Annotated in this window: 13 protein-coding genes; 8 read left to right on the forward strand and 5 right to left on the reverse strand. The window is 70.3% G+C overall.

Annotated elements, in window-relative coordinates; genetic code table 11:
* Positions 1–2 precede the first annotated feature (2 nt).
* Positions 3–2,561, reverse strand: coding sequence for a hypothetical protein (locus tag ACFHWT_RS08545; protein WP_416594033.1), 2,559 nt, complete (start codon positions 2,559–2,561; stop codon positions 3–5).
* Positions 2,561–3,613, reverse strand: coding sequence for a patatin-like phospholipase family protein (locus ACFHWT_RS08550; protein WP_416594034.1), 1,053 nt, complete (start codon positions 3,611–3,613; stop codon positions 2,561–2,563). Before ACFHWT_RS08550 ends, ACFHWT_RS08545 begins: the two co-directional genes overlap by 1 nt.
* A 327-nt stretch (positions 3,614–3,940) precedes the next feature.
* On the opposite strand from ACFHWT_RS08550, the gene ACFHWT_RS08555 reads away from it, so the two are divergent.
* Positions 3,941–4,489 carry a type 1 glutamine amidotransferase domain-containing protein gene (locus tag ACFHWT_RS08555; protein WP_416594035.1) on the forward strand — a complete coding sequence of 183 codons (549 nt, stop codon included), beginning with the start codon at positions 3,941–3,943 and terminating at the stop codon, positions 4,487–4,489.
* Positions 4,490–4,611: 122 nt separating this feature from the next.
* Here ACFHWT_RS08555 and aceB read toward each other — a convergent pair whose 3' ends face one another.
* Both aceB and aceA read right to left on the reverse strand, forming a co-directional pair.
* Positions 4,612–6,216 carry a malate synthase A gene (aceB, locus tag ACFHWT_RS08560; RefSeq protein ID WP_416594036.1) on the reverse strand — a complete coding sequence of 535 codons (1,605 nt, stop codon included), beginning with the start codon at positions 6,214–6,216 and terminating at the stop codon, positions 4,612–4,614.
* The gene (aceA, locus tag ACFHWT_RS08565; protein WP_416594037.1) at positions 6,213–7,529 is read right to left on the reverse strand and encodes an isocitrate lyase; all 1,317 of its coding nucleotides are present in this window, start codon (positions 7,527–7,529) and stop codon (positions 6,213–6,215) included. Before aceA ends, aceB begins: the two co-directional genes overlap by 4 nt.
* Positions 7,530–7,721: 192 nt before the next feature.
* Between aceA and ACFHWT_RS08570 the strand changes: the two genes are divergently transcribed.
* Entirely contained in the window at positions 7,722–9,116 is a 1,395-nt protein-coding gene (locus ACFHWT_RS08570) for a short-chain fatty acyl-CoA regulator family protein (protein ID WP_416594038.1), read from the forward strand.
* Between the two features lie 90 nt (positions 9,117–9,206).
* On the opposite strand, the gene ACFHWT_RS08575 is transcribed toward ACFHWT_RS08570, so the two are convergent.
* Entirely contained in the window at positions 9,207–10,703 is a 1,497-nt protein-coding gene (locus tag ACFHWT_RS08575) for an RICIN domain-containing protein (protein ID WP_416594039.1), read from the reverse strand.
* Positions 10,704–10,916: 213 nt separating this feature from the next.
* Between ACFHWT_RS08575 and ACFHWT_RS08580 the strand changes: the two genes are divergently transcribed.
* From ACFHWT_RS08580 to ACFHWT_RS08605, 6 genes are all read left to right on the forward strand, one after another.
* On the forward strand, positions 10,917–11,519 hold the full coding sequence (locus tag ACFHWT_RS08580) for a nitroreductase family protein (protein WP_416594040.1): 603 nt from the start codon (positions 10,917–10,919) through the stop codon (positions 11,517–11,519).
* A 166-nt stretch (positions 11,520–11,685) separates the two neighbouring features.
* Positions 11,686–13,260, forward strand: coding sequence for an SPFH domain-containing protein (locus ACFHWT_RS08585; RefSeq protein ID WP_416594041.1), 1,575 nt, complete (start codon positions 11,686–11,688; stop codon positions 13,258–13,260).
* Entirely contained in the window at positions 13,260–14,561 is a 1,302-nt protein-coding gene (locus ACFHWT_RS08590; RefSeq protein WP_416594042.1) for an SPFH domain-containing protein, read from the forward strand. Before ACFHWT_RS08585 ends, ACFHWT_RS08590 begins: the two co-directional genes overlap by 1 nt.
* Positions 14,562–14,632: 71 nt before the next feature.
* Complete coding sequence (locus ACFHWT_RS08595) at positions 14,633–16,153, forward strand: glycoside hydrolase family 43 protein (RefSeq protein ID WP_416594043.1); 1,521 nt, start codon at positions 14,633–14,635, stop codon at positions 16,151–16,153.
* Between the two features lie 91 nt (positions 16,154–16,244).
* Complete coding sequence (locus ACFHWT_RS08600; protein ID WP_416594044.1) at positions 16,245–17,468, forward strand: MFS transporter; 1,224 nt, start codon at positions 16,245–16,247, stop codon at positions 17,466–17,468.
* Between the two features lie 339 nt (positions 17,469–17,807).
* Positions 17,808–19,457 (forward strand): cellulose binding domain-containing protein, encoded by a 1,650-nt coding sequence (locus ACFHWT_RS08605; RefSeq protein ID WP_416594045.1) that lies wholly within the window; start codon positions 17,808–17,810, stop codon positions 19,455–19,457.
* The last annotated feature ends 325 nt before the right edge of the window (positions 19,458–19,782 follow it).

Raw genomic sequence — 19,782 nt, forward strand, 5'->3', positions numbered from 1 at the left:
GGCTAGGCCCGACGGGCACCGTCACGGTGGGAGAGGCACCGCAGTCGCTCGGCCGCCCCGGTGGCCCGGGTGAGCGCGGTCCTGACCTCGGCCGCCCCCCGGCCACACTTGATCATGTAGAAGAGGAAGAGGTTGATCGACGCCACGGACAGGGCGTACACGTACACGTCCTGCAGCGCGCCCTGGTAGACCGCGAGGCCGATCGTCCAGACGATCCCCGCGTAGAACAGCGAGGACGGCGTCCACTCCGCGAACGACGCGAGCCCGGTGACCTTCGCGTCGCTCGACGGCACGGTGCTCAACCCCCGTCGACGTGCGTCCGTGAGGGCACGCCGGGCGAACAGGAGCGTCGCGCTGTTCGTGAACAGTGACAGGGTCTGGCCGATGGCGCTGTTGATCGGCCAGAGCCGAGGGTCGTAGAGCACGATCGGCAGCACCAGCGCGGCGCCGGTGACCGTCTGTATCCGGATGGCGAACTGGGCGAGGGCGGCGCGGACGGTGAGACCGCCGGCACGCCAGCCGGCGGCCAGCGGATTCATGCCGGCGAAGATGTTGTGGTAGTACTTCGCCGACACCATCGCGTACGTCAGACCGACCAGCAGGGCGGGCGCGTTCGCCTCGATGTCCGGCATCGAGTATCCGGGAGCGCGCAGCGAGTCGAGGACCGGGAAACGGTCCTCCGAGCCACCGACCATCTGTTGCAGCGCCTCCACCAACCGGTTGCCCCAGGACCAGTCGAGCTGCCGGACGATCCAGATGATGGTGATGGAGAACGTCACCGCCCAGGCCACCGAGGAGAGCCAGGACCAGGCCAGTAACCGGGCCGCTGCGAGGGCCGACGCGCGACTGGCGGCACCCGACTCACCCCGGCGGGTCCGGTAGACACGGCGCAGCTGCCCGGGAGCGCCGGCGAGCGGCCGGAACAGTCCGAGGGTGAGCCGGGTCTGGAACAGCTCCCAGGTGCCGCGGACCAGATGGCCGTCCGTCGGCGGCGTCCGGGCCGCCTCAGCGTCGAGTTCCGCAGTGAAGGCGGCGTGGAGCCGGGCGTACCGGGAGATGTCCGGTGCCGATTGCTGTCCCGGATCGGCCGCGGCGTGCTGTGCGCTGGCGGCGTTGGTCTCGGTGTCGGCGTCCGGCGAGAACAGCAGCAACCGGTGGTCCGGGTGGGTGTCGATGAGGTCCTCGATGAACCGGGCCAGCAGCGGCGCGTGTGCGTAGAACTCGTCGGGAACCACGTCACCCGGCTCCCCACCGCCGAACATGGCCAGCAACTTGCCGAGCGAGTAGACGTCGGACTTGTCACCGGCCGCCCCGTCGGCCTTCACCTCGGGAGCGACGAACTGTCCGTCCGGGCCTTCGAGAGCGCCGAAGGCGTACGTGTACAGGTAGTTCGCGCCGATGTCGATCAGTCGGAAGACGGGCTGGCCGTCCCGGTAGGTCACCATGATGTTCGACGGGGCGAGGTCGCCGTGCCCCCGCCTCGTCGGCTCGGTGGACCGGCCACCGGCGTTGAGGAACCGGTCGAGTTCCGCGAGCGCCAGGAAGGCGGCCGTGCCGTAGTCTCGCAGGTCCGCCAGGAGCGCGAACCGGTCGACCGAGGCCTCGCCGAGACCCTGATCGTCGCCGGGCCCCGCCGGTCGCCCGGGCCGCACGCGTCGCGCGGTGCGGCGTCGCGCGGTGCGTTCCCGCCACACCTCGTGCAGCGGACGCCCGGCGACGAAGTCCATCAGGATCCAGCTCTGCGAGCTGGCCCAGACCGGGACCAGATGCTCCGCCTGGACGCCGGCGAGATCGTAGAGCCCGGCGTACGCCTTCGTCGTGCTCGCGATGCGCGGGATCCGCAGGTACGGGTAGAGGATCAACTTGAGGGCGAAGGGGCGACGCAGCCCGCCCCGTCGCGTGCCGGACCCGCGCAGGATCAGCGAGGTGGTCCCGTGCTCGTGGAACTCGAGGGTGTCGAAGTCGATCCCGTCGGCCCACTCGGAGCCCGCGACGGCGTCCTGGCCGCCCCGGTCCGGCGGCGGTCCGCCGACCGGCCGGTACAGCTCGCGGATCGTCTCGCGTACCGGCCGCTGCCGGACGAGACGCCCGCACACACCGGGACAGTCGTGGCCGGGTAGGGGTGCGCTACCGTCGGCGGTACCCGCTCGGGCCGGCGCGGTGGCGGTCCGGCGGTCACTCGATTCGGCCAGGCCGGTCAGGGTGATCAACAGTAGCGCGAGGAAGCCGACCGTCTGCCGACGCGGTGCCGGCAGGTCGGCGGCACCGTCGGTGGGCCGGTCGCAGTGCCGGGCCAGTCCGTCGAGGACCGCCTTCCAACTGCCCGGGCGGAACCGGTCGTCGAAGGAGCGTCGGTCGAACGGAACGTCGCGCAGCAGTGCCCGCCAGGAGGTCAGCTCCTCGGTTGTCGGCCGGTCCGACGGGGTCGTCCGCCGCGTACCGGTTGCCGCGCTGGTAGCCGGCAGCAGCAGTCTCGCCAACCGGTCGAGCTGCTGACCGGCCGGCCCCGGCGGTCGGGAAAGCTCCTCGACCAGCTGGTCGAGGGTCGGTCGGCCAGCCATCAGCGCTGGTCCACGACCATCAGGCGGGGTACCGCGTGCAGTCGCCCCGACCGGAGCAGGTCCACCGGTCGTCCCTCGACCGCGCAGTACATCAGGGAGTACGCCCGGCGCGCCGCGCTGATCAGCAGATGCGAGCGCAGTTCGTGCCGCTTGACCTCGGTGTCCTCGGGCAACGGGGCGAGGTCGAGGACGTACGGCGGCAGATGGCTCGCGGTGTCGCGCCGGGCGGTGAGGTCGACCTGGTCGTGGAGCCGTTGCCGGACCGAGGCCAGGTAGGCGGCGCCCAGCCCTTCCTTGATCTTCTCAAGGTAACGGTGGGTGTACCGGTGCTGCAGACCGAGCCCGCCGTTGCCGCTGCGCATGGGCCGGGTGCTCAGGGAGAGCACATGGGTGCATCCGTCGCTCAGCGCGAGCCGGAACGGTAGTGCGGTGACCACGCCACCGTCGAGAGCCCGCCAGCCCCGGAACTGCGCCGTTCCCCGTACGGCGATCGGCAGCCATGCGGACGCCAGCAGCGCGGCCTTGAGGTCGGCGCGGTCGGCGAAATCCGATATCAATCGGGTACGGATCTCATCAACGTCGGTAATAGCTACGTGAAGTGGAGTATCAGCCGCCAGAACGCGATCATAGGCGAGGGGCTTGATGATCTCCACCACCTCGCCGAACGCGTAGTCGAGATCGAGGATATTCCCGCCACGCAGGCCGCGGGCAAAGTCGATGAACCGTCGGCTGGTCAGGTCGTCGTAGTAGATCGAAACGGGGTACCAGGTCCCGCCGGCGAGGAAGTAGGCGCTGTTCACCGCGCCGGACGAGCAGCCGTACACCGCATCGAACGCGTCGCTGAAACCCTGATCTTCCAGTGCCGCGAGCATCGAGGCGGAGACGACTCCGCGCATCCCTCCACCCTCGACCGCGAGGCCGACCTTCGCCGTGTCACCGTGGTCGCGGGCACCGGGCCGGCTGCCGGAAGCACGCCTTTGCCGGATGATCTCCAGGACCGGGTGCTCGGCGTCCCAGGGCTGGGCGGTCATGGCGTCCGGCGACCCGCCCATGAACTCAACCGACCTTCTCGGCGAGGCAGAGACCGGTGGGCGACGCCATCGACGATGGACTCACTCTGTCGATGTTGCCAGTCGATGGATCTGTTCGGCAAACGCGAGAATTTGCAGATGCCGGGACGCGAGGTGATACCCCTGGAATTGATCTTCGAATTCGGTGCCCCCTTCGTGAAGAAGACTCTGATGGTCCAGGTTTCACCGCCGTTGTCGCTCGACCGTCACATCGCGCGTCACGCACTTCACTGTCACGTCGGGTTTGAGCGGGCGGTCCTGGGGCAGATGAACCGACTGAACACCGTACGCGAGAGAGAGGAGCCGCAGATGGCGACGACACTGCAGGGCAAACGGGTCGCCTTCCTGGCAGCCGACGGGGTGGAGGAGGTCGAGTACACCCAGCCACGCGAAGCGGTCGAGGCGGCCGGCGCCACCGTCGAGCTGGTGTCGGTCCAGCCGGGCGAGATCCGGGCCTTCAACCACCTGGACAAGTCCCGGACGTATGCCGTGGACGTCACCGCGGACAAGGCGGATCCGGACTCCTACGACGCGTTGGTGCTGCCCGGCGGGGTGGCGAACCCGGACTTCCTGCGTACCGACTCGGATGCGGTCGACTTCGTCCGGGCGTTCTTCACCGCCGGCAAGCCGGTCGGGGCTATCTGCCACGCGCCATGGACGATGATCGAGGCCGGGGTGGTGCGGGGCCGCACCCTGACCTCCTGGCCGAGTCTGCGTACCGACCTGACCAACGCCGGGGCGACCTGGGTGGACACCGAATGCCAGGTGGACAACGGTCTGGTCACCAGTCGCAAACCGGACGACCTGCCGGCGTTCTGCGCCAAACTGGTCGAGGAGATCGGCGAGGGCCGGCACTGACCGCCGCAGGTGAAGGTCGCCCGGCGGGGCCGGTACGGGCGCGTCGTTGAGCCCGTACCGGAGCCGGTCCGCCGCCGGTGGCCGGCGGCTGCCTACGATCCGCAGTGAGCGCGGGGGTTGCGTCAGCGCCGATCTGGCGTCGCGCCCGGGGACAGGTGCCGGGCGTACGCCTCAATGGTGAAGAACGCGGGCAGGTCCTCGCCGAGCGCCGTTTCCTCGACGATCCGGGCCGCCGCCTCGGCGCGGTCGCGGTCCGGTCCGTCGCGTCCGTCGACCAGCGCAACCAGCTCCCCGGCCAGGACCGACCGGACCAGGTCCTCGGTGACGCATCCACCGTCGGCCAACGGGGTGCCGTGGTGCAGCCACTGCCAGACCTGACAGCGGGCGATCTCGGCGGTCGCCGCATCTTCCATCAGGTTCCACAGCGCCACCGCGCCGGCACCGCCCAGCCAGGCATCGACGTACCGCAATGCCACCGCGACGTTGGCGCGCACCCCGGCCGCCGTCACCTGACCCGGCGTCTTGTCCACCGCCAGCAGGTCGGTCGCGGTCACCGCCACCTCCTCGCGCAACCGGTCGACCTGGTGCGGCCGCTCGCCGAGCACCGCGTCGAAGACCTCCCGGCAGGTCGGCACCAGACCCGGATGGGCCACCCAGGAGCCGTCGAAGCCGTCGCCGGCCTCGCGCTGCTTGTCCGCCCGCACTTTGCCCAGCGCGGCCTCGTTGACCTGCGGATCCCGGCTGGGGATGAAGGCGGCCATCCCGCCGATGGCGTGCGCGCCGCGCCGGTGACAGGTCCGCACCAGCAGTTCGGTGTACGCCCGCATGAACGGCACCGTCATGGTCACCTCGGCGCGGTCCGGCAGCACGAAATCCGGCCACTGCCCGAAGTTCTTGATCACGCTGAAGATGTAGTCCCACCGGCCGGCGTTCAACCCGGCCGAGTGCTCCCGCAGCTCGTAGAGGATCTCCTCCATCTCGAACGCGGCGGTGATCGTCTCGACCAGGGTCGTCGCCCGGATGGTGCCCTGCGGCAGGCCGAGCCGGCGCTGGGCGAAGACGAACACGTCGTTCCACAGCCGCGCCTCGCGGTGACTCTCGAGCTTCGGCAGGTAGAAGTACGGCCCGGCGCCGGCGTCGAGCTGCCGGTGGGCACAGTGGAAGAGGTACAGCCCGAAGTCGACCAGGCTGGCCGAGATCGGCCGCCCGTCCACCACGATGCCCTTCTCCACCAGATGCCAGCCGCGCGGGCGGACCACGATCGTGGCCAACTCGTCGCCGAGGGCGTAGCGCTTACCGCGTTCGTCGGTGAAGTCGATCCGCCGGTCGAGGGCGTCCATCAGGTTCAGCTGCCCACCGATCACGTTGCGCCAGGTCGGGCTGGTGGCGTCCTCGAAGTCGGCCAGCCACACCTTCGCGCCCGAGTTCAGCGCGTTGACGGTCATCTTCCGGTCGGTCGGTCCGGTGATCTCCACCCGCCGGTCGAGCAGCCCGGGTGCGGGCGGCGCGACGCGCCACGTCGGGTCGGTGCGGATGTGTTCGGTCTCCGGCAGGAAGTCGGGCAGCTGGCCGGAGGCGTACCGGGCCCGCCGGGCGCGGCGGGTGTCCAGCAGCGCCACCCGCCGGGCGGCGAACTCGCCGTCCAGAGCGATCAGGAAATCCACCGCCTCGGCGGTGAGCACTTCGTCGAACCGGTCGGCCATCGGGCCGAGGATCTCGTACCTCACGCGAACTGCTCCTCCTCGGTCGAACCGCGCAGCGCGGTGGTCTCGCCGGCCGGATTGAGCACCGTCGAGATCAGGTCGAAGTAACCGGTACCCACTTCCCGCTGGTGTTTCACCGCCGTGTAGCCGGCCGGTTCGGCGGCGAACTCGCGCTCCTGCAGCGACACGTAGGCGCTCATCCCGTCACTGGCGTAGCCGCGGGCCAGGTCGAACATCGAGTAGTTCAGCGCGTGGAAGCCGGCCAGGGTGATGAACTGGAACTTGTACCCCATGTGGCCCAGCTCCCGTTGGAACTTGCCGATGGTCGCCTCGTCGAGGTGCTTGCGCCAGTTGAACGACGGCGAGCAGTTGTACGCCAGCAGCTGGTCCGGGTACTCGCGCTTGATCGCCTCGGCGTACCGGCGGGCGACCTCCAGGTCCGGGGTGCTGGTCTCCATCCACAGCAGGTCGGCGTGCGGCGCGTAGGCCAGGCCTCGGGCGATGCACGGCGCGATACCGTTGCGCACCCGGTAGAAGCCCTCGGCGGTGCGCTCGCCGGTGACGAACGGCCGGTCCCGCTCGTCGATGTCGGTGGTGAGCAGGGTGGCCGCCTGCGCGTCGGTGCGGGCGATGACCACGCTCGGCACTCCGGCCACGTCGGCGGCCAGCCGGGCGGCTTCGAGGGTACGGATGTGCGCGCCGGTCGGGATCAACACCTTGCCGCCCAGGTGGCCGCACTTCTTCTCGGCGGCCAGCTGGTCCTCCCAGTGCACCCCGGCCGCGCCGGCCGCGATCATCGCGGTCATCAGCACGTACGCGTTGAGCACGCCGCCGAAGCCGGCCTCGGCGTCGGCGACGATCGGGGCCAGCCAGTCGGTCGCCGGGCCGTCCCCGCCGCCCGGCCCGGCACTGTCGGGTCCGGCGCCGTCCGCACCGCTCTCGGCGGTGCTGATCTGCGCTGCCCGCAGCAGCGCGTTGTTGATCCGGCGGACCACCGCCGGCACCGAGTTCGCCGGGTAGAGGCTCTGGTCGGGGTAGGTGTGCCCGGCAAGGTTGGCGTCGGCGGCCACCTGCCAGCCGGACAGGTAGATCGCCTTCAGCCCGGCCCGGACCATCTGCACCGCCTGGTTGCCGGTGAGCGCGCCGAGGGCGTGGACGTAGTCCTCGCTGTGCAGCAGCTGCCACAGCCGCCGGGCGCCGTGCCGGGCCAGGGTGTGCTCCTCGGTGATGGCGCCGCGCAGCCGCACCACGTCGGCGGGGCGGTAGCTGCGCCGCACCCCGTGCCAGCGCGGGTCGGTGTCCCATTCGTGTCGCAACTGATCCACTGCGCTTTGCATCATCGTCTCCTTCGGGTGGCGTGCGACCAACGGTCACATGACGTCGTCAACTGGTCGAGAGACGGAAGAAGCCAATTATTGAAAAGTCGTCGACCCATTTTGCCAACTTGCGAAACCGGCGCTTCGCAGCCCTGCTAATGCTGGCCGCACACGTGTTAACGTGGGCGGATCGCAGCCGGGACGAGCGTGGAGGTGAGGGCGATCGCCAAGACCTTCGCCGGTGCCAGACTGCGCCGGATGCGTGAGGACCGGGGCATCAGTCAGACCGAGTTGGCCCGGCAGCTCAACATATCCGCGAGCTATCTCAACCAGATTGAGCACGATTCCCGGCCGCTGACCGTCGCGGTGCTGATGCGGATCACCGAGGTCTTCGGCGTCGACCCGACCAGCTTCGCCCCGCACGACACCCCGCGACTCGTCGCCGGGCTGCGCGAGGCGCTCGGCTTTCGCACCGGCATCGGCGACCTGACCGAGCTCGCCTCCCGGCTGCCCGAGGTGGCCGAGGCCGTGCTCGACCTGCACCGCCGCTACCAGCAGGCCGACGAGCAGCTCTCCGAGCTCGTCGGCGACCGGGAGCGGATCGGCCACAGCCCGCACGACCAGGTCACCGAGTTCTTCTACCGGCGGCAGAACTACGTCCCGGCGGTCGACGAGGCCGCCGAGCGGCTGTCCGATCAGATCGGCATCCGCCGGGGCGAGGCGCGGGCGGCGCTGCAGGACCGGCTGGCGCAGCGACACGGCGTACGGATCTCCCGCGACGACGCCGACTCCCTCGGCGGCGAGCTGCACCGCTACCGGCCGCAGACCCGCACCCTGCACCTGTCCACCTCGCTGCGACCCGGACAGGAGGCGATCCGGATGGCCGCGCAGATCGCCCTGCTGGAGTACGCCGACGTGATCGACGAGATCATCGAGGAGGAGAGGTTCGACGACGTCCAGACCCAGATCCTCACCCGGGTCGGCCTGGCGAACTACTTCGCCGCCGCGCTGATCCTGCCGTACGAGTGGTTCCTCACCGCCGCCGAGAGCCGCCGCTACGACATCGACCTGCTCACCGAGCACTTCGCGATGGGCTGGGAGACGGTCTGCCACCGGCTGAGCACCCTGCAACGGCCCCGCTCGCGCGGGGTGCCGTTCTCGTTCGTCCGGGTCGACCGGGCCGGCAACATGTCCAAGCGCCAGTCGGCGACCGGGTTCCCGTTCTCCCGTACCGGCGGCACCTGCCCACTGTGGAACGTCTACGAGGCGTTCGGCTCGCCGGGCCGGGTGGTCACCCAGGTCGCCGCGATGCCCGACGGCCAGCGCTACCTGTGGATCGCCCGGACCGTCATCCGGCACCACGGCGGATACGGTCAACCCGGCAAGGTGTACGCGATCGGCCTGGGCTGCGAGACCCGTCACGCCGGTCGGCTGGTCTACTCGGCCGGGATGGACCTGCACGCCGCCGACGCCGCCACCCCGATCGGCCCCGGCTGCAAGACCTGCGAACGGATGACCTGCCCGCAGCGGGCCGCGCCGCCGATCAGCCGGCGGCTCGACGTCGACGAGAACCGCAGCACCTTCATCCCGTACCCGCTGCGGGACTGATCCGGACCTGCTGCGGGGGCCGACCCGTGATGTTGCGGGACCGGGCGGCGATGCCACGCCGCCCGGTCCCGCAGCGGACACGGCGCAGATTCAGGAGACCCCGACCCGCTGCCACTGCTGGTTGCCGCCGGTGCCGCAGGTGTACTGGATCACCCGGGCGCTGTCGGCGGTGGAGTATCCGGCGACGTCGAGACACTTGCCGCTGTGCCGGGCCACGATCCGCTGGTGGCCGGAGCCGGCGTCGACCCGCTGCCACTGCTGGTCGGTGCGGCCCGGCTGGCAGGCGTACTGGGCGACGGCGGCGTGGTCGGCGGTGGAGCCGTTCGACACGGTCAGGCAGCGGTCGCTGTGTCGGGCCACCAGCTGGTGGTAGCCGTTACCCAGGTCACGTAGTTGCCAGTGCTGGTTGCCGCCGTTGTGGCAGCCGTACTGGGCGACGCCGGCGCCGTCCGCAGTGGACTCGTTGAGCACGTCGAGGCACTTGCCGCTGTGCCGGGCCCGCAGCGTCTCGTAGGCGTACCCGCCGCCGACGCCGGTGACCTGCCCGGTCGCGGTGTCGATGCTGATCTGTGGATGCCAGCTCATGCTCAGCGACGTGTTCGACGGGAAGGTCAGCGGTAGCCAGACGTAGCGGGACTCGTTGACCCGGCCGCCCCAGGCGCTGGCCCAGCGGTCACCGAGGTACAGGTACGAGGTGGTGGCGGTGCCCTGCACCGGCAGGACGTAGGCCGGCTGCGAGCCGTAGGTGATGCTGTCACCGAACGTGGTCGGGGCGGTCCAGGTGCCGGTGATGCTGTCGGCGGTGGCGTACCGGGCCTGGTTGGGCTGCCAGCCGGTGGCGCCCGAGGTGACCAGGAAGTAGACGCCGTTACGGTTGAACATGGCCGGCGCCTCCCGGTAGTTGCCGGGCCACAGCGTCTGGACCAGGGCGGCGACGCCGGTGTAGTCGGGGGTCAGCCGGTAGATGTTCAGGTCCGCGTTGACCCGGGTCGAGGAGATCAGGTACGCGGTGCCGTCGTCGTCGCGAAAGACGGTCATGTCCCGCGAGTCGTAGCCGAGCGGCCGGAAACTGCCCAGGTACGTGTAGTCGCCGTCGACGGTGTCCGAGGTGGCCACCGCCACCCGGGCCTGGCCGTAGTCGACGCCGTTCTCCCAGTGCATCCAGAGCACGTACTTGCCGGTGGCCGGATTGTAGAGGACCTTGGGACGTTCGATGTTGGCGACGGCGAGCTCCGGGCTGCTGGACTGCCGCAGCACGTGGTTGCGCAACTCCCAGGTGCGCAGGTCGGTTGACCGGTAGACGGAGACGTACCGGAAGGTGTGGTCGTCGTGGCGGTTCTCACCGAACCAGTAGTAGTACCCGCCCACCTTGATCATGCCGCCGCCGTGGGCGTGGACGCCGGCGCCGGTGGTGTCGGTGAACTGGGTGGCATTGGTGACGGTGACCGGTGCGGCGGCGGCCGGTGCGGCGGCGAGCGCGAGCGCGGCGACCAGCATGGGCGGGACGGACAGGGCGGCGCAGGCGGTGCGGACCAGGCGCCGCCGCCAACGGCGGGGGTGTTCCCCGGGGCGGGGTGCGGCAGGCATCGGCTGCCTCCTTCGGGGTGGCCGGATGTGGCGTCGCGGACGTACGGCACCACGTGTGTCGATCCAGACTAGGCGTAAAAGCGACATGAATCGATGGAATGGCTCGCCGGTCACCTGTGGATCGTCGTACGGTCGTACCGACCGCCGACCGCCGACCGCCGACACTTGATTCTCGACTCTCAACCTCGACCATGATCCTGACAGGAGCATCCGGTGTCCGACGCCCCGAAGACCGCGACCACGGCCGAGCCACTGCACCCGCTACTCGCCGACCGGTGGAGCCCGCGTGCCTTCGACCCCGAGCACCGGCTCACCGACCGGCAGCTGACCGCGCTGCTGGAAGCCGCCCGCTGGGCACCCAGCTGCGGAAACAGCCAACCCTGGCGGTTCGGCGTGGTCCGCCGTGGCGACGCCGCCCACGTCAGCCTGCTCGCCGCGCTCGACCCGGGAAACCGGGTTTGGGCGCACGCCGCCGCCGCGTTGATCGTGGTGGCCGCGCAGACCGTCGCCGACAGTGGCGCGAGTCGCCCGTGGGCCGCCTACGACACCGGACAGGCGGTCGCGCACCTGTCGATCCAGGCCCAGCACGAAGGGCTCGCCGTGCACCAGCTCGGCGGCTTCGACGCCGAACGGGTCGCCGCGCTGCTGCCCACGGCGGCGCTCACCCCGCTGGTCGTCGTCGCGGTCGGCCGCCGGGCGGCGACCATCGAGCTCGACGAGCCGCTCGCCGCGAGAGAACGCGCCGCCCGGCACCGGCTGCCCGTCGCCGATCTGCTGTTGCCGGTACGCCCGGTGTCGGTGCCCGACCCGGCGTAACCGTCACCCTGGTTGACCTGGGTGGCTAGCATTTCGCGGGACCGGCGCGCCGAGCTGGCCGAGCCGGGCGCCGACTGAGTTCTGCGGAAGGGGAACCGTGTCACGGGTCCAACAAGGTATACGCAACGCCGCCTATGCGATAGCCGAAGGTAACGATCCTCGCCAGATGGCCATGGCCGAACTGCGCCGCCGTGGCGGTGCCATGACCGGTGGGGCCGGTGGGGCCGGCGGGGGTCAGCCGGCCGAGGACGGAATGGATCCGGTCGACTTCCCGGCGGCTCGCGACCTCGGCGGCAGCATCGACACCGTGATGGAGCAGCGCCGGGTGCCGCTGGACGACGCCGGCGAGGTGCTCAACCGCAGTGAGCAGCGGCGCGGCGAGGGCGGGGCGGCGCACGTCATCTGCCCGATGGTGATTCCGCGCGGTCGTTCGCTGGTCTCCATGCTGCCGGTGTCGCTGCTGCTGGTGCTCGGCGTGCTCGGCTCCGCGGTCGTCTCGATCGCCGGCGGCAACCTGTTGCTCAACCCGCTGTTCGGTGTCCACTACTGGGTGCTGTCGTTGTTCGCCGTCGGTTTCGTCTGGTGGCGCCAGGGCATGGTGATGGTGCCGGACGGCTGCGCCGCGTTGATCACCCGGTTCGGCAAGCTGGAGCAGGTCGTCGGCCCCGGCCGGGTGATCCTGCTGAACCCGTGGAAGCGGGTGTCGTACATCGTCAACACCACCCGCGAGTACCCGTTCAATGCACCGGTGCGTGAGGCCCCGACCAAGGGCGGCGTGAAGGCGTCCATCGACCTGTTCATCCAGTTCCGGATCAGTGACCCGGTGGAGTTCGTCTACACCCTCGGCGCGGTCCGCGGCTTCGAGGAGAAGCTCAGCAACGCGGTCAGCGAGACCATCCGCAGCCTGATCTACGAACAGCAGGCCGCCGACATCTACAACATGGTCGGCGAGGACACCGGTCGCCTGCTGGAGCAGCTCAACCAGCAGTTCCTCCCGGCGGTCGAGCTGACCAACGCCAACATCACCCACGCCGAGCCGTCCGACCGGGAGTACCGGATGGACCTCGCCGCGCCCGAGATGGTGCGGGTCGCCAAGGACGCCTACACCCACCAGTACGCGTTGCAGCTGCGCAAGGAGCAGGACGAGGGCGACCTGACCAAGGAGCTGGCCACCCTGCACGAGACCCTCTCCGGCATCCAGGCCGAGATCGCCCAGTACCAGGCGCAGATGGACACCGCGGTCGAGCGGGAGACCAACCGTGCCGAGGCGCTCGCCCGCCAGCGGTACGTGCTGGCCGAGTCCGAGGCACGGGCCAACGCCGCCCTGCTGGAGGCGCAGGCCCTGGACATCCGGGCGGTCACCGCCGCCGAAGCACCGGAGATCCTCGACTACCGCTACCAGCGGGAGGTGCTCGACACCCTGGAGGAGGTCGCCGACCACCTGCCCCGGCTGGTGCGCATCGGTGGCTCCACCGACCCGGACGGCGCGGTGGGCGTGGACCTGCTGAAACTGGCCCGCGAACTGGTCGGCGAACGAGGTGCCGAGCTGTTCAGCGAGACCGACATGGCCGCGATGCGTACCCGGCTGACCGAGGTCGCCGCCCGGATCGCCGAACGTGAGCCGGAGATCGCCGCGCTGCGTGCGGCCGACCAACCGACAGTGCCGGGCACCGACGCCGGCGTTTCCCTGGCTCCCGGTGCGCCTGAGCCGACCGACGACGACCCGGAGGCACAGCGGTGATGAGCAAACTCAGTGGCGGCAGGTCGGTCATCTCCGAGGCGGTGGCGCCGTGGAGCGAGCTCGCCCAGCTGCTGCGCGGCGGTGACGCGGGCAGCCTCGTACCGGTGGTGATTCCCAAGCACCGGCGCCGGCTCGGCTGGATGGTGCCGCTCTGGCTCGGTCTGCTCGCCCTGCTGTCCGGCGTGATGTTCACCCTGAACGGTGCCGACGGGCTGGTCGGTGCCGCGTACGGCGCCCTCGCCACAGCCAGCTATCTCGCCGGCGTGGCGCTGCTGCTGCTCGGCGCGCTCTGGTGGTGGCGGTCGTCCATCGTGGAGATCGAACAGGGCACTCATGGGGTGCTGACCCGTTACGGGGCGGTCGTGCGCACTCTGGAACCGGGCCGGCACTACCTGTGGCATCCGTGGTCGCGGGTCGACTTCGTCGTCGACGTGGCCACCGAGATCCCGTACTCGGCACCGGTGATGGCCTGCCCGACCCGGGAGAACGTGCCGCTGCGCTCCATCGAGTTCTTCATGAAGTTGCGGATCACCGACGCGGTGCTGTTCGTCCGGGCCATCGGCGCCGGTAACTTCGACCTGGTGCTGTCCAGCGCCGTGCAGGACGCGATCCGGCAGCGGGCCCGCCAGGTGCAGACCGAGCGGGCGTACGACCTGCGCGGCTCCGACGTCGCCGACATGCAGGAACTGCTCAACCGGCAGTTGTCCCGCTACGGGGTGCGGATCACCGGCTGCAACATCCCCGACGTGCAGCTGCCCGCCCAGTACCAGCAGCACCTGGCCACCCGGGAGCGGGTCGCCAAGGAGCACGCCGCGTACGAGCAGGAGTGGGGGCTGACCCGCAAGCGGCGCATCGACAGCCTGCAGATGGACATCGAGCGGGCCAAGAAAGTGCGCGACGCCCGGTTCGTCGAGGTCAAGGCGGCCCTGAACAAGGCCCGTGAGCAGGTCGCGCAGCTGTTGGAGGAGCAGGAGACCAACGCGCAGCGGGTCCGGTTCGAGATCGAGACCCGGGGCCGCAGTGGGCTGATCGCCGCCGAGAACGAGGCCAAGGCGCAACGTCGGTTGGCCCAGGCGTACCGGGACAACCGGGCGGTCCTGCAGTACGAGCTGGCGCTGCGCCGGCTGGAGGTGGGCGCTGCGCTCGCCGGCAAGGCCCCGCAGCCGGTGGTGGTCCGCACCGACGGTACCGGCGGCGGCGACGCCTCGGCACTGTCCACCCTGCTCACCGCGCAGTTGCTGCCGCGTACCGTCGCATTGCCGGCCCGCGGTGCCGCCGCGAGCGCAGACGACGCCGACTGATCGACGCGACCGAGGTCCGACCCCGGTCCGGGTACGGTGCATCCACCGCACACCGGACCGGGGAGGACGACATGACAGTGGACGGATGGGTCGACGGCGGGTTCAGCAACCCGGTGCTGCCCGGTTTCCACCCGGACCCGAGTGTCTGCCGGGTCGGCGACGACTACTACCTCGCCTGCTCCAGCTTCGAGTACTTCCCCGGCGTACCGATCTTCCACAGCCGTGACCTGGTCAACTGGACCCAGATCGGCAACGTGCTGGACCGCCCCGAGCAGCTGACCATCCCCGCGTCGGCCCCGTCGTCCGGCGGGGTGTACGCACCCACCCTGCGCCACCATGACGGCCGGTTCTGGCTGATCACCACCAACGTGGCGGCCGGCGGCGGCAACGTGCTGGTCACCGCCGCCGACCCGGCCGGTCCGTGGTCCGACCCGGTGCGACTGGCCGACGTGGCCGGCATCGACCCCGACCTGACCTGGGACGACGACGGCAACTGCTGGTGCACGACCGCTGGCGTCGGGCAGGTCCGCATCGACCCACGGACCGGTGCCGCGCTCGGGCCGACCCGCCGGCTCTGGTCCGGCACCCCGGGGGCCCAGGCACCGGAGGCCCCGCACCTGTACCGGATCGGTGCCTACTGGTATTTGCTGATCGCCGAGGGCGGCACCGAACGCGGCCACGGCATCTCCGTCGCCCGGGGCCCGGCACCGGACGGCCCGTTCGAGCCGTGCCCGGCGAACCCGATCCTCACCCACCGCGGCACCGACCTGCCGATCCAGAACACCGGCCACGGCGACCTCATCCAGGCACCGGACGGCTCCTGGTGGCTGGTGCTGCTCGGGGTCCGGCCACGCGGCGGCACCCCCGGCTGGCACGTGCTCGGCCGGGAGACGTTCCTCGCCCCGGTCGACTGGATCGACGACTGGCCGGTCGTCGGCGCGCTCACCGAGCGGATGACCGCGCCGGGCTGGCCGGCGGCGCCGGTGACGCCACCACCGACCCGGGACGATTTCGACGCGGAGCGGCTGCACCCACGGTGGCTGTCGGTGCGGTCCCGGCCCGCCGACGCCTGGTCGACGAGCCGGCCGCCGGGCTGGCTGACCCTGCACGCGCGCGGCGCGTCGCTCGACGACGCCGACGTCACCTTCGTCGGCCGCCGCCAGGAGCACCTGTCCTGCCGGGTACGGGCCCTGATCGACCCGGGTGCCGGCCGGGGCGGCCTGGCGGTGCGGATGGACGAGAACCACCACTACACGGTCGAGGCCGGCGGCGGCGAGGTGCACGTCGCGGCCCGGATCGGCCCGCTGCGGCCGGTGCTGGACGCCCGACCGGTGCCGCCCGGGCCGGTGGTGCTGCGGGTCGACGCCGTCCCGTCGCCGACGTGGCATCCCCGGCAGGGGCCGGACGTGGTTCGGCTCGGCTTCGAAGACGCCGACGGTGAGTTCACCGTCCTGGCCGAGCTCGACGGCCGTTACCTGTCGACCGAGGTCGTCGGAGGCTTCACCGGCCGGGTGATCGGCATGTACGCCGCCACCGGCACGGTCCGCTTCGACTGGTTCGACTACCTCCCGGACCAGGGCTGCCAGGTGTGACGGCTACCGCCATCGTCGCTGGTCACCGCCGGGGCGGCAGGTGTGACCGGCGTCCTTGGTGCCGATGATCACCGGTGGCTAGCGTGGCCGGATGGTCTCACCCGGCACGGTCAGCGCCGACAGCCCGGCCGGTGTCCCACGGCCGCAGATCCCGCTGCTGCTCGGCGCGGTCTTCCTGGTCTTCCTCGGTCAGATGTCGATGAACCCGATCATCGCCCCGTTGGCCCGCGAGATCGGCCTCGCCGAGTGGCAGGTCGGGGTGACCATCAGTATCTCCGCGTTGATGGTGGTGGTCACCAGTCAACTGTGGGGGCGCCGGTCCCAGTCGTGGGGCCGCAAGCCGGTGCTGGTCGCCGCGTTCGCCCTGGCCACCCTGACGATGGCGCTGTTCGCCCTGCTCGCCGACCTCGGCATGCGGGGCGTCGTCACCGGCACCACGCTGTTCCTGCTGTTCGTGGTGTTCCGGGGCGTCGGGTTCGGCGCCGCGATGGCCGCTGTGCCGCCGACCGCGCAGGCGTACATCGCCGACGTCACCGAGGACCAGTCCGCCCGGGTCAGAGGGATGGCCGGGATCGGGGCGGCGCAGGGCGGGGCGATGGTCGCCGGTGCGCTGGTCGGCGGGCTGCTCGCCGGGTTCGGGCTGATGGCTCCGCTGGTGGTGGTGCCGGTGCTGCTGGCCGCCGGGCTGGTCGTCGTCGCGGTGCGGCTACGCCGGGAGCACCGTACCGAGCTGATCGAGGAGCCGGTACGGGTCAGCGCGTGGGACGCCCGGGTGTGGCCGTACCTGCTCGCCGGGTTCGGCATGTTCACCGCGCTCGGCTTCGTCCAGGTGGTCAGCGGGTTCCTCGTCCAGGACCGGTTCGGGCTGGACGCGGAGGCCACCGGGCTGATCACCGGTGCGGCGCTGCTCGCCGCCGGTGTGGGAATGGCGTTCGCGCAGACCGTCGTGGTGCCGCGCAGCGGCTGGCGGCCGGCGAAGCTGCTGCGGGTCGGCGGGGCCGTCGGACTGGTCGGGTTCGTTCTGCTGGTGCCCGACACGCACATCGCGTTCCTGGTGGCCGCGATGGCCATGATCGGACTGGGCCTCGGTATCGCGATGCCCGGCTACGTCGCCGGTCCGACGTTGGCGGTCCGCCGCGACGAGCAGGGCGGGCTGGCCGGGGTGATCGGTGCCACCAACGGGCTCACCTTCGTGCTCGCGCCGACCGCCAGCACAGCGCTGTACGCCGTCTGGGCCCCGCTGCCGGTGCTGATCGGTGCTGTCGTGATGGCGTGTGTCACGGCCTTCGTCCTGATCCATCCCACGTTCCGCTGATGCGTCGCGGGCCTCGAGGATGCCCAAGGGATCAGCGCGGTCATCGTTGCGCGGCCCTGTCCCCGCGTCGACGAGCAGGTCCCTCAGGTCGACCCGGCCGGGCAGCAGACTCCCGGCTGTTGACGTGATGACATCTATCAATATGATGTGTGGAAAGCGCTTTCACGCACCTCACCGCAGGCCACCGAGGTTCAGGAGGTGACTCGGCCGACCGGCCGCACCGGCCGGTCGGCGGATGCCAACTGCTGTCTCATCGTCGAACCTCACCCACCAGTGGTCCCGGTCGTCAGTGGGCGTGCTGCCTGCCGGTAACCGCTGGATCGACCACCAGGAGAATCCATGACTCGACACCTCCGACGGCCGGCGTGGCCGGTGGCGGCCGTGGCCACCGTGGCTTTCACCGCGGGGATGACCGCGGTGACCACCCTGTCGGCCAGCGCCGCCAGCGGCTGCCAGGTCACGTACACCGTCGCTGCGCAATGGCCGGGTGGCTTCGGTGCCAACCTCGCCGTTACCAACCACGGTGCGCCGATCAACGGCTGGACGCTGAGTTGGACTTTCGCTGCCGGCCAGGCAATCACCCAGTCCTGGGGATTCACTGCCGACCCGGCCAGTGGCACCGTCGTCCTGCGAAATGTCAGCTACAACGCGTCGATCCCTACCGGCGGCACTGTGACCGGGGGATTCAACGGCACCTGGAACAACTCGTCGAACCCAGTGCCGACGACCTTCACTCTCAACGGCACGGTCTGCAACGGACCCGTTCCCACCAGCCCGCCACCGACCACCGCGCCGCCACCGACGACTGCGCCACCGACGACAGCGCCGCCACCGACGACTGCGCCACCGACGACTGCGCCGCCACCGACGACTGCGCCACCTGTCAACACGCTTATCGTCGCGACCAACGGAAACGACGCGAATCCTGGCACACTCGGGGCTCCACTGGCGACCCTGGCTCGGGCGGTGACCCTGGCTTCCCCCGGCACGACGATCGCCATGCGGGGCGGCACCTACCAGTTCAGCACCAACGTGCGGATCATGAAGGACGGCACATCAGCCAACCCGTACACGATCACCAGCTACAACCGGGAGCGGGTGGTTCTCGACGGGGAGAACCTGCCGCACACCCCGGCTCCGGTCGGTGGCAGCATTCCAAATCTCGAACGCGGCGTGCTGCACATCGAGGCCGACTACTGGCGGGTGCGTGACCTGGAGATCGCGCACGGCCCGTACGCCATCTTCTGCCGCGACTGCAGCAACAACGTCTTCGAACGCCTCGTCACCCGCGACAATTACGAGTCCGGCCTGCAGATCCAGGGCGCGGCCAGCAACAACCAGGTGATCAACCTCGACTCGTACGGCAACCGGGATCCACGCAAGAACGGTGAGAGCGCCGACGGCCTGGCCATCAAGGAGGGCTCCGGCAACGGCAACGTGGTACGCGGAGCCCGGCTGTGGAACAACTCCGACGACGGTTTCGACGCCTGGGAGTTCGCCTCTCCGATCCTCGTCGAGGACTCTGCGGCCTGGGGTAACGGCTTCAACCGGTGGGGTCTGCCCAACTACACCGGCGACGGCAACGGGTTCAAGATGGGCGGCGGTGACCCCGACCCGGCCGCGAACCACACCATCCGTAACAGCTTCTCGTTCAGTAACGCGGTGAGCGGGTTCATCGACAACGGCAACCCGGGCACCATCACGGTGGACCGCACCACGGCCTGGAACAACGGCGACAGCGGGTACAAGTTCGCGAACTCGACCTCGCGGTTGACCGCGAACCTCGCGGTCAGCAACGGGGCGGGGGTGTCGCTGGGCAACTCCACGGCGACCGGGAACTCGTGGAACATCAAGAGTTCCTGGAGCAACTCGGATCTGCTCAGCACGGACCCTTCGGTGTTGACCGGCCCGCGCGATGCGGACGGCGACATCCGGAGCTCCGCCTTTCTGCAACCACGCAGTTACCCGAACCTCGGGGCACGTAGCTGACAGACAGCTCGGGAAACCAACATTTCATAGCAAATGCACCAAATCACCGTACGCCCGGCGGGTCCTGCACCCGCCGGGCGTACGGCATGTTGTCGTCGACGGGTTGACGATATATCGTCAGTCTATCGACAAAGCATCGTTGGAGGCAGCCATGAAGTTCCACCACCGGTTCCACGGCGGACCGCAGGCATGGATGCGGGGCGGATTCGGATTCCCGCCGTTCGGTCCCGGTCCCGGCCCCGGCTTTGGTCCCGGCTCCGGCGCCGGGCCGGGGGACGGCCGGCGGCGCCACTGTCCGGCGGGCGGCCGGCGCTGGGCCGGCCGG

The sequence above is a fragment of the Micromonospora sp. LOL_021 genome (assembly GCF_048060215.1).
Lineage (GTDB): Bacteria > Actinomycetota > Actinomycetes > Mycobacteriales > Micromonosporaceae > Micromonospora_E.